Origin of the sequence: Pyxidicoccus trucidator, from assembly GCF_010894435.1 — a bacterium.
GTDB lineage: Bacteria > Myxococcota > Myxococcia > Myxococcales > Myxococcaceae > Myxococcus > Myxococcus trucidator.
The window spans coordinates 91,833-106,677 of record NZ_JAAIXZ010000006.1; the positions used below are offsets into that span (position 1 = coordinate 91,833).

10 protein-coding genes are annotated in these 14,845 nt (G+C 70.9%); 6 read left to right on the plus strand and 4 right to left on the minus strand.

Annotated elements, in window-relative coordinates; genetic code table 11:
- Positions 1 to 93: 93 nt before the first annotated feature.
- From G4D85_RS18700 to G4D85_RS18715, 4 genes are all read right to left on the minus strand, one after another.
- Complete coding sequence (locus G4D85_RS18700) at positions 94 to 1,800, minus strand: ELWxxDGT repeat protein (protein ID WP_164013812.1); 1,707 nt, start codon at positions 1,798 to 1,800, stop codon at positions 94 to 96.
- A 156-nt stretch (positions 1,801 to 1,956) separates the two neighbouring features.
- Entirely contained in the window at positions 1,957 to 4,335 is a 2,379-nt protein-coding gene (locus G4D85_RS18705; protein ID WP_420821713.1) for a serine/threonine-protein kinase, read from the minus strand.
- Positions 4,332 to 5,993, minus strand: coding sequence for an adenylate/guanylate cyclase domain-containing protein (locus G4D85_RS18710; protein ID WP_164013813.1), 1,662 nt, complete (start codon positions 5,991 to 5,993; stop codon positions 4,332 to 4,334). Before G4D85_RS18710 ends, G4D85_RS18705 begins: the two co-directional genes overlap by 4 nt.
- A 132-nt stretch (positions 5,994 to 6,125) precedes the next feature.
- On the minus strand, positions 6,126 to 7,052 hold the full coding sequence (locus G4D85_RS18715; RefSeq protein WP_164013816.1) for a hypothetical protein: 927 nt from the start codon (positions 7,050 to 7,052) through the stop codon (positions 6,126 to 6,128).
- A 71-nt stretch (positions 7,053 to 7,123) separates the two neighbouring features.
- Here G4D85_RS18715 and truD point away from each other — a divergent pair, with 71 nt between their 5' ends.
- From truD to G4D85_RS18745, 6 genes are all read left to right on the plus strand, one after another.
- Complete coding sequence (gene truD, locus G4D85_RS18720) at positions 7,124 to 8,761, plus strand: tRNA pseudouridine(13) synthase TruD (protein ID WP_164013818.1); 1,638 nt, start codon at positions 7,124 to 7,126, stop codon at positions 8,759 to 8,761.
- A 111-nt stretch (positions 8,762 to 8,872) separates the two neighbouring features.
- Positions 8,873 to 9,448 (plus strand): RNA polymerase sigma factor, encoded by a 576-nt coding sequence (locus G4D85_RS18725; protein WP_205525623.1) that lies wholly within the window; start codon positions 8,873 to 8,875, stop codon positions 9,446 to 9,448.
- Entirely contained in the window at positions 9,445 to 9,948 is a 504-nt protein-coding gene (locus tag G4D85_RS18730; protein ID WP_164013821.1) for an anti-sigma factor, read from the plus strand. Before G4D85_RS18725 ends, G4D85_RS18730 begins: the two co-directional genes overlap by 4 nt.
- A gap of 7 nt (positions 9,949 to 9,955) precedes the next feature.
- The gene (locus G4D85_RS18735; protein WP_164013823.1) at positions 9,956 to 11,464 is read left to right on the plus strand and encodes a DUF8173 domain-containing protein; all 1,509 of its coding nucleotides are present in this window, start codon (positions 9,956 to 9,958) and stop codon (positions 11,462 to 11,464) included.
- A gap of 234 nt (positions 11,465 to 11,698) precedes the next feature.
- Positions 11,699 to 13,045: a 2Fe-2S iron-sulfur cluster-binding protein gene (locus G4D85_RS18740; RefSeq protein WP_164013825.1), complete on the plus strand. Its 1,347-nt coding sequence runs from the start codon at positions 11,699 to 11,701 to the stop codon at positions 13,043 to 13,045.
- Positions 13,042 to 14,529, plus strand: coding sequence for an FAD-dependent oxidoreductase (locus G4D85_RS18745; protein ID WP_164013827.1), 1,488 nt, complete (start codon positions 13,042 to 13,044; stop codon positions 14,527 to 14,529). Before G4D85_RS18740 ends, G4D85_RS18745 begins: the two co-directional genes overlap by 4 nt.
- Positions 14,530 to 14,845: the final 316 nt, after the last annotated feature.

Here is a 14,845-nt window from a genome sequence, read left to right on the forward strand (position 1 = left end):
CCATGTCAAGAAGCCGGTGCTCAAACTCAAAATCCAGGATGCCGGCGGGGGCTCCCCTGAAGCGGTGAAGCACCCGCGCCGGCCACGGGCGCTTCACCGTCTGGCGCGGACCATCACCTTGAAGGTGCAGCTCGCGGAGTTGCCGGCCGTGTCCGTCGCGGTGGCCGTCACACGCGTGGTGCCGACAGAGAAGACACTCCCGGGCTCGTGGCTGTAGCGGATGAAGGGGCAGCGGGTGACGGTGTCCTCGGCGCGGGCCGGTGGGAACCGCACGGCGGCCCCGTAGGCGTCCGTCGCTTCCACCTCCACCGTGCCCGGGCAGGTGATGCGGGGCGCGCGCAAATCGGAGAGCACCGAGCGCGGCAGGAGCCAGGGCTCTTCGCCGTGCGTGCCATCGTTCGCGACGAAGAGGATGCGGCCTCCGCTCTGGGTGAAGGCCACCGGCAGGGAGCCCTCCGGCCCGGGGCGGATGTCCTGCAACAGCACGGTGCCCTCCTCCGTGCCGTCGCTCCTCCACAATTCAATGCCCGTCAGCCCATCATCCGCGCCGAACAGGAGCCGCTCGCCCGTGGCGAAGAACTCCGGCCCCTGGGGGAAGCCGCTCGCCGGCCCCGGGATCATGTCCCGCACGAGCTTGGTGCCCCGCTCCGTCCCATCGCTCTGCCACAGCTCGACGCCGTGCTCGCCATCGTCCGCGGCGAAGTACGCCGTGCGGCCGAGGACGCCGATGTTCCCCCCGAAGAAGCCGTTCCCTCCTCCCGGCAGGATGTCGCGCACGAGCCGGGTGCCGGCGTCCGTTCCATCCGTCACCCACACCTCCCCGCCGTGCTCGCCATCGTCCGCGGTGAAGAAGACCCGGTTGCCGGCGGCGACAAAACTCCCGGGGAACGAGCCGGCGGCACCCGGGCGGATGTCCATCAGGAGGTGGGTCCCCCCTTCCGTCCCGTCCGTCACCCACAGCTCGGCGCCGTGGGTGCCATCTTCCGCCTGGAAGACGACCCGCCCACGAACGGGCGTGAACCCGAAGGTGTTCGAGCCATCCGCTCCGGGATTCACGTCCGCGATGAGCCGGGTGCCGCGTGGCGTCCCATCACTCACCCACGGCTCGCCACCCTGGGTGCCGTCGTTCGCGGCGAAGTACGCCCGCCCCCCGACGCGCAAGGGCGCGAAGGGGCCGCCGGACCCCGTGGGACCCGGGTCGATGTCCTTGAGCAGATCGGTGTCCTCCTCCGTCCCGTCGCTCGTCCACGGCTCCCAGCCACGGACGCCGTCATCGGCCCGGAACAGCAGCCTTCCGCTCCCCAGGTTGAGGAGGAACGACGGCTTGGAGCTCGCGGGGCCGGGGTTGATGTCCTCGACGAGGCGGGTGCCCGCCGCCGTCCCGTCGCTCGTCCACAGCTCGATGCCGGACACGCCATCGGTGACAGGGAAGTAGAAGTCGCCGCCCACCACGGCCGAGCTGAAGTCGGCGTCCTCGGTGGAGAACCCGCTCGCCGGGCCGGGGTTGACGTCCTTCAGCAGCCGCGTCCCCGCGGGCGTACTGTCACTCACCCAGGGCTCGTAGCCGTAGGCTTCGTTGAAGGCCATGAAGAAGAAGGTGCCGCCCGTCTCCGCGAAGAGGAACGGGCCCGAGCCCTCCAGTCCGGGGCGGATGTCCCGCAGCAGGAAGGCCGGCGGCGCATCCGGCCGCGGACAGGAACCGCTCCTCTCCCCACTACCGGCGCCAGGTTCCAGCTCGCCCGAGGACGCGACGAGGGGAAAGAGTGAGAACACGAGCAACGACGACCAGGGCCATTTCATGACGTCCCCTCCGGAAGCGGCGCATGCCGCAACGGATTGGGAATCTGGGAGCCAGCTTGTGACAGCCCAGCCCCCCCGAGGTCGCTCCACGGGAGCGGCGCAGGACATCACCCTCCGCCGGGAGGGGTGCTCGCGGGAAGGGGGAGCCGGAGCGCCCTACTCCACGCCCCCGGCGCCATTGGCGACCCGGCGCTGCGGGCGGGACTCCAGCACGCCGCGAATCTTGAGGTCGTCGAACGTGCACTCCAGGTTCCGACACCCGAGCGCCACCTTACCGACGCGGTTCTCCAGGCCCGGCAGCAGCTTGCGCGCGAAGCGCTCGTTGTTCAGGAACGCCTCCACCAGGACGCCGCCGTTCTTCACGCGCTGCATCTGCAGGCGCACCAGGTAGGGCCCATGCGCCGGCAGCGGCATCTCGTCCTCGACGAGGTTGTCCGTGTCCAGCGCGCTGTTGCCCACCACCTCCTGGCCGTCATCCGTGAAGTAGCGCCACGCCAGCCGCATGCCCGCCCCGGGGATGGCGAAGGCCGACAGCTGCAAATCCTTGATGCGGAAGGCCAGCTCGCCGTAGTGCTGCGCGTCGGGCTCCTCGGGGTAATCCTTCCCGAGCGGCTTCACGCCCATCAACACCTCCGCCCGGAAGTCGTTGATGGAGAAGTAGCGGTGCGCCACGTACGCGCGCGGCACCAGCCGCTGCCCGTCCGTCTCCTTGCCGCCCTGCACCGCCCGCAGCTGCCCGTCCACCAGCGTCCACTGGCCGCTGTGGACGTTGATCTCCTCCTCGCCCTTGTCGAACCCCACCTCGAACCGCGACGTCCCACCGGGCTTCTGCGGTGCCACCAGGTTCAGCGAGGCGAAGACCTCGCCATAGGTATTCGGCGGCCACGGCTTGTCACTCCCCCGGAACTGCAGGCCGTTGGTGCCGATGACCACCTTGTCGTCCTCGCCCATGTGCAGGTTCATCGGCCCCACGAACGACCGCACCGCGAAGCCCAGCATCGCCAGCCCGCCCACCACCGACAGGCCCGCGCGCACCCGCCGCCAGCCCAGCTTCACCCGGCGCGACAGCTTGCTCGCCGACCGCGTGCCCGCCGGCACCACCCGCCCCTCCACCTCGCTCGGCGGCAGCCCCGGCGAGGACGTGCTGGAGACCATCGCCTCCAGCGCCGCGCACAGCTCGCCCGTCTTCGCGTAGCGCGCCTCCGGGTCCGTCTCCAGCAGCCGCTCCACCACGTCGTCGACGCGCGGATCCAGCCCCGGCACCTTCACCGAGGGCAGCTTGAAGCGCCCCAGCGGCAGCTCGCCGGTGAGCACCTCATAGAGAATGACGCCAATGGAGAAGAGGTCCGCGCGCCCGTCCACGTTCTTCGCGTCGCGCCGCTGCTCCGGGGCCATGTAGTTCAGCGTGCCCATGGCCACCGCCGTCGCGGTGAGCTGCAGCCGCGAGTCCTGCGCGCGGATGCCCGCCAGCCCGAAGTCCGCCACCTTCACGTGCCCGCGCCCGTCCAGGAGGATGTTCTCCGGCTTCAGGTCGCGGTGGATGATGCCCTTGTCGTGCGCGCACTCAATCGCCCGCGCCACCGACAGGAGGAGCTTCAGCGCCTTCTCCGGCGTGAGGCCCGCCGCCATCGCCTCGCGCAGCGAGCGGCCCTCCACGTACTCCATGACGAAGTAGTAGTGCTCGCCCGCCACGCCGCGGTCGATGATCTGGATGATGTGCGGGTGGTTGAGGGCGGCCAGCGCCGTGGCCTCCTTCTCGAACCGGGTGACGAACTCCGGATCCTTCGCCAGCCGCGGCGGCAGCAGCTTCACCGCCACCGTGCGCCCCAGGGACTGCTGCCTGGCGAGCCACACCTCGCCCATGCCGCCCCGGCCCAGCATCTCCAGCAATTCGAAGCCCGGCAGGTCCACCTTCCCGCCCGCCACGAAGGTGCTCAGGTCCTGCTCGCCCATGTCCGAGTGCGCCGTCCCATTTCCAGTCCTCACCGAGGAGCGCACCACCGTCGCCTCCACCGGCAGGTCCTTCGCCGCCGCCACGTCGGCGGGCGTCGCCACCCCGCTCGTCACCTCCGCCGGCGCGGCCACGCCCGGGAGCACGACGCCCCCCGCGACGGGTTCATCCTCGTTGGCCGGCGCCCCCTGGGGGGCCTCCGGGTCCACCGCCAGGGACACGGCCGAGGCCGCCACCGGCCGCACGACGGAGACGCCCGAGGACTGGGCCAGGACACCCGCCGGCTCGGAGCCTGGGACGAACGTCACGTTGTCCCCCACGCGCGCCGCCCCGTTCAGGCTCAGGCCCGTGGACGGAACGCCCGAGCCGGGAACCACCGTCACCCCATTCCCGCTCCGGGAACGGCGGTCGAAGACGCCGCTGGCGCCCGGCACCACCGTGTTGCGCGAGCCCACCGCGGCACCCGAGTCCCCGCGACGCACCTCGATCCGGATGCCGCAACGGCACGTCAGCTTCTGCCCGCTGACGTAGACCCGGATGTCGTGCTGCGTCCCGCAGTTGGGACAGGTCTGCGTCGTCATCATGCGCGGCGCGGAGAAGCAGCGGTGGTGTATTCCACGCCGTGCACCCGGTACGTCGGGACGGCCTTCTCCTTGCCCTTCACCTGCATGGCCGGCAGGCCCTCCACGTCGAAGCCGTTCCCCGCCTTGCGCACGGTGGACTCCGAGGCCAGCACCTCGCCGCTCTTGGCCATGCCGCACAGGCGCGACGCGGTGTTCACCGTGTCGCCGATGGCGGTGAACTCGTGCCGCTCGGCGCTGCCCATGTAGCCGACAACCGCCTGGCCGGTGTTGACGCCGATGCCCACCTCAATCGGCTGCTTGCCCTCGGACACGCGCGTCCGGTTCAGCGCGGCGACGGCGTCCTGCATCTCCAGCGCCGCGCGCAGCGCCCGCGCCGCGTCGTCCGGGTGGGACAGGGGCGGGCCCCAGACGGCCATGACGCAGTCGCCGATGAACTTGTCCAGGTTCCCCTCGTGGCGGAACACCACGTCCGCCATCGCGGTGAAGAAGCCGTTGAGCATGTCCACGACGGCCTGCGGAGACTCGTTCTCCGAAATCGTCGTGAAGCCGCGGATGTCGGCGAAGAGGCAGCTCACCTCGGCCAGCCGGCTCTGCGCCAGGTCCTCGGCCTCGCCGGCAATCACCGCGTCCGCCACCGCCTTGGACAGGAAGCGGCTCAGCTCCGCCCGCGTCACCGCCTCGTTGCGGATCTGCTCGGCCAGCACCGAGTTCTCCAGGGCGATGCCGGCCTGCGCGGCGATGCCGGAGAGGATGGCCAGGTCCTTCTCCGAGAAGGCGTTGATCTGCTGCCGGCTGTCCAGGAACAGCACCGCCTTGATCTTCTCCTTCACCATCAGCGGCACGGCCATGGCGGAGCGGATGCCCTGCGCGACGATGCTCTCCGCCGCGGAGAAGCGCTCGTCGATGATGGCGTCCGCCGTCAGCACCGCCTTGCGCGTCTCCACCACGCGCTTGAGCACGGTGTCCGACAGCATGACGTTGACGGCCTTGCCCGTGCGGTGGTGCACCGCCGCGGGGATGAACTGGCCGTCGTCCGCCACCTTCAGGATGACGCCGTGGTCCGCGGCCAGCAGCTTGAAGGCCACCTTGAGGATCTGCTCGAACAGGCCCGTCTGGTTGCCCTGGAGGCTCACCTCGCGGTGGAACTCGTGGGCGATGCGCAGCTTCTCGTAGTCGCGCTTCAGCGCCTCCACGTCCGTCACCAGCTCCACCGGACGGAAGTTCTGCGGCACCTGGTCCATCTGCGCCAGGAAGGCCGGCATGGACACCGACTGCGCCACCACCGTCACGCCGGGCGCGGTGGGCGCGCTGTGGTTCACCGCCGGCTCGCCGCTGTGGAAGATGAGCCGCGACGAGCCCAGGGCCACCTCGTCCCCGTCCCGCAGCTTCAGCTCCTTCACCCGCCGGCCGTTGACGAACGTGCCGTTGGACGAGCCCAGGTCCTTGAGGACGAAGTCCTTGCCCACACGCTCGATGATGGCGTGCTCCTTGGAGACCTCGCGGTCCACCAGCCGGAGCGTGTTGGACGGATGCCGGCCCAGGGAGGTCAGCGGTCCCAGGGGGAACTCCCCAAGGCTGCCGTCCGCGAAGCGCCCGGTCAGGCGGGGGCCGCGGATCTGCCCGGGTTTCGGAGCGAATGGGGCGGGGGCCTGGGTCACGCGCGAATCCTCACCGGGGCGGACAGTACCATTGCCGCCCGAATCCGGGGAACGCTCGACGCCATCCCCCCTTTCCTCCCAACAGACGAAGGACTGCACGGCCGGTCAGCGTCCGGCCCCGGGGACGGCCTGTCAGCGCCCCCGGCCACTCCGCCCCCCCTCCGAGGCCCCCGTCCGGACCGCCAGCCCGAAGGAGGGAAAGAAGGTGACGCTCCCCAACCTCCGCTCCACCCCGAAGAGGGTGGGATTGCACATGACGTACCCTCCTGTCAGCTCCGCGAAGAGGTAGACGTACCGGTAGCCCAGGGACATGCCCACGGTGGTGCCCACGAAGTGGCTGTCCACCGTGGCGGGAAGCGCCGCGTCGAAGCCCGACACCGGCGCCCCCTGCTGGGAGTAGTCCACCAGCTGCTGGTCCAGCCGGGTGCGGCTGTAGACGTATTTGGGCGCACCATAGAGCTTGAAGATGTCCCCGAAGTCCGCGCTGACGTACAGCGGCACCTCGATGTCGTAGCGGCTGAAGTCGTTCATCTGGACCACCTCCAGCACGTCCAACACCGGGCTGGAGAAGAAGTGGCGCGCCACCCCCAGCCCCAGGGCCACGTCATAGGAGCGCTCCCCGGCCTCCATCCGCCCCCCCTGCTCCCGCCCACCGTGGAACAGGAGCACCTTGGCGTCCGCCCTCAGGGAGATGCCGCTGTAGCGCAGCCCCACGTCCACCCGGTCCACCACCCCCACCCGTACCGACAGCTCCGGGTTGACGCCCGGCGGGGCCACCATCAGCGCCACCCCGGCCGTGAGGAGCCGCTGCTGGGCCTCCTCGCTCAGGGTGTAGGGGCGGTCGTCGTCCACCGCGTCCCGGGCCTCCTCGCCCTGCTCGATGCCGGTGTCCACCACCCGGATGAGGTTTCCCACGGGGAGGAACACCCCCATCCCCCCCGTCACCTGGACCTGCCCCGGCTCAAGAGTCCGGGCCGTCTGCATGGTGGAAAGCGTGGTGGCACAGCCGGGCGTCAGGGCGAGCCCCAGGGCGAGCAGCGGGACGGGAAGAAGCCTCATGGAGTCCGACGTTATGCCCTTCCTGGCGCTCGCGCTTCAATCCGCGAGCCCACGCTGCTAAGGGGGGCGACGTGAGAATCAAACAGAAGCCCGAGGATTTCTCCGTCAAGGAGTCCTACCGTTTCGACGAAGTCGAGACGGGACGCCACCGCGTGTACCTCATGGACAAGCAGAAGCTGTCCACGTTCGACGCGGTGACTCGCCTGAGGGACGCCTTCGGACTGAAGCCCGGCGCCATCAGCTACTGCGGCCTGAAGGACAAGCAGGGCCGCACCGAGCAGATCATCGCAGTGGACGGCGCGGACGTGGACATGCAGGAGCCCGACCTGCGCCTGAAGTACCTGGGCCGCACGGACAAGCCCCTGTCCTCCGCCAACATCACCTCCAACCGCTTCTCCGTCACCGTGCGCGCGCTGACCCCCCAGTCGCTGGGGCCCCTCAACGTCGCCACCGCCGAGGTCAACCGCCTGGGCGTGGTGAACTACTTCGACAGCCAGCGCTTCGGCTCGCTGAAGCACGGCCAGGGCTTCATCGCCAAGGACCTCATCCGGGGCGACTTCGAGGCGGCCCTGCACAACTACCTCGCCGCCCCCTCGGAGCTGGACCGCACCGAGGACGCCAAGGTGAAGGCCTTCTGGCGCGAGAACTGGGGCCGCTGGGACGCGCGCGTCCCCTACGAGGGCACGCGCAAGTACCACCGCATCCTCAAGTCCCTGAGAGATCATCCGAAGGACTTCCTCCGCGCCTTCATGCAGATCGACTCGGACTACCGGGCGATGCTGCTCTTCACGTACCAGAGCTACCTCTGGAACGAGGGCGTGCGGCGCTACCTCCAGCTGCTGCTGCCGCGCGAGCACCTGTTCCCCATGCGCTACCAGGCTGGCACGCTGCTGTTCCACCGGGACGCCAGCGCGGAGGTGATGCGCATCCTCCGGGACGCCACCTTCCCCCTGCTCGCTCCCGACAGCGTCATCACCGACCCCCAGAAGGAGGAGGCCGTCGCGTGGGTGCTGGGCAAGGAGAAGCTCAAGCTCTCGGACCTGCGCATCGAGGAGGAGCGGCGCCTCTACTTCAAGCACGAGGAGCGGCCGCTGCTCGTGTTCCCGCACAAGCTCGTCATCGGCCGCACCCTGCCCGACGACATCAACCGCGGGGAGGTGAAGGTCAACGTCGCCTTCACCCTGCCGCCGGGCGCGTACGCCACGCTCGTCGTCAAGCGCCTCTTCCACTTCGAGTACACCGAGGACACCCCGGAGGTCATCCGCGCCTCCCAGCGCCCCCGCTTCGTCGAGGCCGAGCAGCAGCAGGCCGACCTGGACGACGGCCCGCGCCGCCGGGGCGACCGGGGCTCGGACGGAGACCGCCGCCGCGCGGCGCCGGCCCGCGAGGAGCGTGGCGTTTCAGGAGCCCGCCCGGAGCGCGGCGTTTCAGGAGCCCGCCAGGAGCGTGGCGCCCGGGGACCGGCGGCGCCGAGCCGCCGGGACACCGAGCGCCGTGAGTCGCGCGCCGCCGAGACTCCGACCCGCAGCCGCACGCTGGCCACCCAGACGCAGCCGGTCGAGGTCCCGGAGCCCGCGGTGCCCGTGGGATTCCGCGAGCGGCAGCGCCAGCGCAAGTCCGCCCGCGAGGATGCTCGCGCGGAAACGGCCGCCAAGCTGGCGAGCAAGGCCCCCAAGGCCTCCAAGCCCGCGAAATCACGGAAGAAATAGAGATGTCACAGTCGGACGCAATGGGCGGACGGGCACGTCGTAGTGCAAGACGTGACCGCTCTTGCCCTCGACGACGCCCCCGGGATGCTCGCCCACGCCATCGGGATGCTGATGGCTGAGGAGGCTCCCCCGCTTCCCTGGAAGGCGGACGTGCTGGCCGCCCGGCGTGGCGACCCTTCCGCCTTCGAGTCCCTCGTGCGCAGCGTGCAACGCCCGGTGTACGGCCTGGCGCTGCGCCTGCTCCAGCGCGAGGCGGAGGCCGCGGAGGTGGCGCAGGAAGCCCTGCTGCGCGCCTACCAGAACCTCCACAAGTACGACGAGTCGCGCCCCTTCGACCTCTGGGTCCTGGCGATTACGCGCAACCTCTGCCTGGACCTGCTCCGCCGCCGCACCAAGGTGAAGACGGAGGAGCTGGAGCCGATGAAGGAGGTCCTCCCCAGCGGCGACGTGTCGCAGGAGGACCGCGCCATCGCCCGCGAGGAGCGGCAGTCGCTCGAGGAGGCGATGGCCACGCTGTCCGCCGAGGACCGCGAGGTGCTCGCGCTCTACTACGTCCAGAAGCGCACCACGAAGGAGATCGCCCAGGTCATGGGGTGTGCTCCCGGCACCATCATGGCGCGGCTGTTCCGCGCCCGCGAGAAGCTGCGCAAGAAGATGACCCCCGCGCCCGAGGAGACCTCCCGATGACCCCGCACCCGTGCCCGGACCTGGAAGTCCTCTTCGCGGAGCTGGACGCTGGTGAAGGGCTCGCCCTGGACCATGCCGCCGAGTGCGAGGCGTGCAGCGCCGTCCTGGAAGAGCACCGGCTGATGGAGCAGGACCTGTACCGGCTGGCGGACCCGCTCCCGCCCCCCTCCCTGGTCGCCAGCGTCATGGCGCGCGTGGCCGCCGAGCCCGTGCCCCAGCGGACCGAGGTCTGGTCCGGCGTGGCCATCCTCCTCACCTCACTGGTGGGAGGACTCGGGTACCTGCTGCTGAACGACCAGGCGCTCGGCCGCCTGGGTACCGGCGTCGCCTCCTTCGTGGTGGAGGGCCGCCTCTTCGTCGAAGGGGTGCTCAGTGGCGCCCACGCGTTGTGGTCCACCGCGGGACTCGCGGTGGCCACCACCCTCGCCCTCCTCATCCTGACGTCGCTGCTTGGCCTCAAGCGGCTTGCCGGCAGCGTTCCCACCCCCTCCGAAGCCTGAGCGAACCATGACGATCTCCTCCCGAATCCTCGTTTCCGCTCTGCTCCTCGGCGCCCCCCTCGCGCTGGGCGCGGAGGCCCCCACCGCCTCGCAGGCCGCCGTCACCGCGCCCGCTAGCCGCACCATCGACGTCAGCTTCCGCGGCAGCCTGCGCGACGCGCTGAAGACCATCGCCGACAAGGGCGGCCTCAACCTCGTCGTCACCGGCGACCTGGACACGCCCGCCGAGGTGCACCTGCGCGGCGTCACCGCGAACCAGGCCCTGCGCACCGTGGCCCGCGCCTACTCGCTGCGGCTGGAGCAGGATGGCTCCATCTTCACCCTGCGCCCCATGACGGCGAAGGAGCAGGAGGCGGCGGCCTCGGGTGACACCTCCGCGACCCCGGCTCCCGTCGAGGCGGCCGCGCCGCCGAAAGTCGCCGCCGCGCCGGAAGCGGCGACGCCGCCCGCGCCTCCGCTGCCGGCCATGCCGCCGGTGCCTCCCACCCCGGGCCACCCCTCCGAGGAAGACGCGGAGGCGATTCGCGAGGCGCGTGAGGCGAGCCAGGAGGAGATGCAGCGGGCGAGCGAGCAGATGCACCGGACGCGTGAGGAGCTGCGGCGCAGCCGCCGCTCCGGTGGCCGCAATGTGGTGGCGCGCGGCCAGTCCCTGGAGGTGAAGGAGGGGCAGAACGTCGAGAGCGCGGTGGTGTACGGCGGCAACCTGGTGGTGAAGGGCCACGTGGAGGACGACGCGGTCGCCTTCGGCGGCAACCTCGAGGTCCACGGCCACGTGGAGGGAGACGCGCACGCCTTCGGCGGCAACGTCATCCTCGGGCCGGATGCCCACGTGGAGGGCGACGTGTCCTCCTTCGGCGGCACCGTCGAGCGCGCGGACGGCGCGGAGGTGGAAGGCAGCATCGAGACCTTCGGCGGCGCCGGCATCGGCCGCATGGTGGCCGGGGAAATCAAGAACGGGATGCGCGAGTCCCGCCACGACGAGCGTCACGAGTCCAGCGACAATGACGAAGACGGCGAGGGGCTGGCCGCGTTCATCCTCACGTTCGCGGTGCTCTTCGGCCTGGGCTTCCTGGGGCAGATGTTCTTCCCCGCCCGCATGAAGCAGCTCGGGGACGAGATTCGCCGCAAGCCCGTGCAGTCGGGGCTCACCGGGCTGCTGGGCCTGCTGGCGATGGTTCCCCTGTCGGTGGTGCTGTGCATCACCATCATCGGCATCCCCGCCGCGATGGTCCTCTGGATGGCGGCGCCCCTGGCGGCGGCGCTGGGCTACGCGGCGGTGGCGAGCGAGCTGGGCACGCGGCTGCCCCTGCTGCGCGGCCGCAAGACGCAGGCGGTGGTGCTGGCCCTGGGCCTGCTGGTGCTGATGGTGGTGGGCATCATCCCGGTGCTGGGATTCATCGTCACTGCGGCCATTGTCCTGATGGCGCTCGGCGCGGTCATCCGCACCCGCTTCGGCAACATCCGGCCCAGCGGCATGCCCCAGCCCATCATGAGCTCCACCGAGCAGCCCATCTGACGGGCCCGTGCCGGGCGCCCTGCCCGGCACACCCGGTAGAGTCGGCTCCTGCACGTTTCCCGGGGACTGTCGCGAGGCCTACACGGCCCGTGGCGGTCCCCGGAGTGCTTGCGGGCCCTTAGAGAAGCTCGCGCCCCCCATCACCGCCACTGTCGGCTGACACGCATGGCCGTGGTGCGTCATGGCCCGACAGGCTTTGACCCGGTGGTCGCCGTGCGCCATTTTGGGCACCCCATGCGACGCCTCCCAGACGCACCCCCACGCGGCAGGGTCATCACGGTGGACCTCGACGGCGAGAGCATCCCCGCCGTCGAAGGCGAGCCGGTGGCGTGCTCCCTCATCGCCGCGGAAGAGCCCGTCCTCGCCCGTTCCATCAAGTACCACCGGCCCCGGAGCCCGTACTGCTTCGCCGCCGCCTGCTCGCACTGCCTGATGCGGGTGGATGGCATGCCCAACGTCTACACGTGCCGCACTCCGGCGCGGGACGGCATGCGGCTGGAGCGGCAGAACGCGTACCCCTCCGCGAAGGTGGACGTCTTCGAAACCATCGACTGGTTCTTCCCCAAGGGGCTGGACCACCACGAGATGTTCGCCGGCGTGCCCGTGGCCGAGCAGGTGATGGCCAAGGTGGCGCGGCAGCTCGCCGGCCTCGGCCTGCTGCCGAAGGAAGAGGCCCCCATGCCGCCCCCGGCCCGCACGCTGCGCACCCGCGTGGCGGTGGTGGGCGGCGGCGCGGCGGGCCTGGCGGCGGCCCGCGTGCTGGCCGACCGCGGCGTGCCCTTCCTCCTCTTCGAGCGCGACACAGCGCTCGGGGGCCGGTTGGCCCACGGCGCCCCGGAGCCGGACGCGCCCGCGGTGCAGGACGCGGCCTCGTTCCCCAAGGGCACCGTCGTCACCCGCGCCACCGTGCTGGGCCTGTATGACGACGAAAGCGGGCGCTACCTCGCGGTGGGCGCCCTGGAGCCCGAGGGCCCCCGGCTGCTGAAGGTCTACGCGGAGCGCTTCCTGCTGGCGCCGGGCGGCCACCCGCCGATGGTGCCCTTCGAGAACAACGACTTGCCCGGCGTGTACGCGGGCCGCGCGGCCAGCCTGCTGCTGCGCCGCTACGACGTGGCGCCGAAGATGGCGGCGCTGGTGGGCTGGGGCCCGGAGCTGCACGCGCTCGCGAACCTGATGCAGGAGCGCGGCGTGAAGTTGACAGCCGTGGTGGACCTGAAGGGCCCGCCGCCCGAGGGGGCCCATCCCCTGGCGATGCAGGGCTCGGAGCCCAAGGCGCACGGCCTGCGCCACGTGGGGGCCTTCAGCTACACGCCCCTGGGCGGCAAGCGGAGGAAGGTGTCGTGTGACGCGGTGCTGGTCTCCGTGCCCGTCAGCCCCAGCTTCGAGCTGGCACGGCAGGGCGGCGCGAAGGTGCCGTTCGATGCGGGACGCGGCCTCTTCGTGGTGGAGGCGGACGCGGACGGCCGCACGCAGGCAACGGACGTGTTCGCCGCCGGGGACCTCACCGGCGGGGGCACGGCGAAGGAAGCGGTGGCCGCCGGCCGCCGCGCGGCCGAGGCGCTGGTGGGAGGGCTGTCATGAGCAAGGCGATGATCTGCTCGTGTGAGGACGTCACCGTCGACGACGTCCGGCACGCGGTGTCCCGGGGCTTCTGCGACGTGGAGTCGGTGAAGCGCTACACCGGCTTCGGCACCGGCATCTGCCAGGGCAAGAGCTGCCTGGCCGCGGTGGCCTCGCTGCTGGAGCAGGAGAAGGCGCTCAAGCCCGCCGCCGTGGTGCCCTTCACGCCACGTCCTCCGCTCTACCCCACCGAGCTGCGCGTGCTGGCCACCGCCCCGGTGGACGAGTCCCAGCCGCCCGTGGGCGGCGTGCCCCTGGAGGTGGACGTCTTCCCGTCGGCGCTGCGCCCGGAGGGCCCCCTGCCCGAGAAGGCGAAGGTGGTCATCATCGGCGGCGGCGTCATGGGGCTGGCGCTGGCGTACAACCTGGCCCGCGAGGGCGAGACGGACGTGGTGGTGCTGGAGCGCGGCTACCTCTGCGCGGGCGCATCCGGCCGCAACGGCGGCGGCGTGCGCATGCAGTGGGGCACCCCGGCGCTTGTCGAGCTGGCCAAGCGCTCCATCGACCTGATGAAGGGCTTCGCCGGTGAGCTGGGCATCAACGTGTGGCTGCGCCAGGGCGGCTACCTCTTCCTCGCGAAGACGAAGCCGGTGGCGGAGCGGCTGGACCGCAACGCGGCCCTGCACAACAAGTTCGGCGTGCCCACCCGCATCATCAGCCCGGACGAGGCGCGCGACATCGTCCCCGGCCTCACCATGAAGGGCTGCCTGACGGCGTCCTACAACCCGGAGGACGGCGTCATCTTCCCCTGGCCCTTCCTGTGGGGCTACGCGCAGGGCTGCAAGAAGAAGGGCGTCCGCGTGGAGACCTACACGGACGTCACCGGCTTCGAGACGAGCAACGGCCAGGTGCGCAAGGTGAAGACGACGCGCGGCGACATCGCCTGCGACACCGTGGTGCTGGCCGCCGGCGCGTGGAGCCCCGAGGTGGCGAAGCTCGTCGGCGTGCAATTGCCCAACGAGCCGCACCGGCACGAAATCCTCAGCACCGAGCCCCTCAAGCCCTTCCTCGGGCCGCTGGTGTCGGTGCTCGACACCGGCCTGTACTTCAGCCAGTCCATGCGCGGAGAGATTGTCGGCGGCATGGGCGACCCGAAGGAGCCCGCGGGCCTCAACATGGGCAGCACGCTGCGCTTCGTGGCGCGCTTCGCCCAGGCGCTGATGGAGCAGTTGCCCCAGGTGGGCCACGTGAAGGTGCTTCGCCAGTGGGCCGGCTGCTACGACGTGACGCCCGACAACAACCCGATTCTCGGCCGCACGCCGGGCCTGGACAACCTGCTGCAGATGTCCGGCTTCGTGGGCCACGGCTTCATGATGGCCCCCGCCGTCGCCGAGCGGATGGCGAAGTGGATGGCCACCGGCGAGTCCGATGAGCTCTTCACCCGCTTCGATTTGCGCCGCTTCTCCGGCGGCCCGCTGGAGCGCGAGGACATGATCATCGGCTGACGGGCCCCACGCCTTCTCCGCCGTGCCCCGAGGGGCCGCGCCCCCGTGCCCACCGCCGGCCCGGAACGCGGCCCTTGTACTTTTCCGGGGCCTGTCCTGGCCGGAGACAGGGAGGGGGTCTCCGGCCGCCCAGGGAAGCGACGCTCCCGGAAAACCACGTAACTCAGGACAATCATTGAGCTTCGTCCGTGCTGACGTGAAAACTCTTTACGAACGCAACTGAGTTGCACGAGCAGGCACACACCACCTGGAGTTCCGCGCCAGGGGCGCCTCAGAGGGAAGGCAGGCGGTGAAGCCCGCTGGCACGGAGCGTGCC

Coding starts and splice junctions, on each gene's coding strand:
- G4D85_RS18725 (WP_205525623.1), top strand. CDS start 8,873: ATGGCTGAGGAGGCTCCCCCGCTTCCCTGGAAGGCGGACGTGCTGGCC.
- G4D85_RS18735 (WP_164013823.1), top strand. CDS start 9,956: ATGACGATCTCCTCCCGAATCCTCGTTTCCGCTCTGCTCCTCGGCGCC.
- G4D85_RS18730 (WP_164013821.1), top strand. CDS start 9,445: ATGACCCCGCACCCGTGCCCGGACCTGGAAGTCCTCTTCGCGGAGCTG.
- G4D85_RS18715 (WP_164013816.1), bottom strand. CDS start 7,052: ATGAGGCTTCTTCCCGTCCCGCTGCTCGCCCTGGGGCTCGCCCTGACG.
- G4D85_RS18740 (WP_164013825.1), top strand. CDS start 11,699: ATGCGACGCCTCCCAGACGCACCCCCACGCGGCAGGGTCATCACGGTG.
- G4D85_RS18705 (WP_420821713.1), bottom strand. CDS start 4,335: ATGATGACGACGCAGACCTGTCCCAACTGCGGGACGCAGCACGACATC.
- G4D85_RS18745 (WP_164013827.1), top strand. CDS start 13,042: ATGAGCAAGGCGATGATCTGCTCGTGTGAGGACGTCACCGTCGACGAC.
- G4D85_RS18700 (WP_164013812.1), bottom strand. CDS start 1,800: ATGAAATGGCCCTGGTCGTCGTTGCTCGTGTTCTCACTCTTTCCCCTC.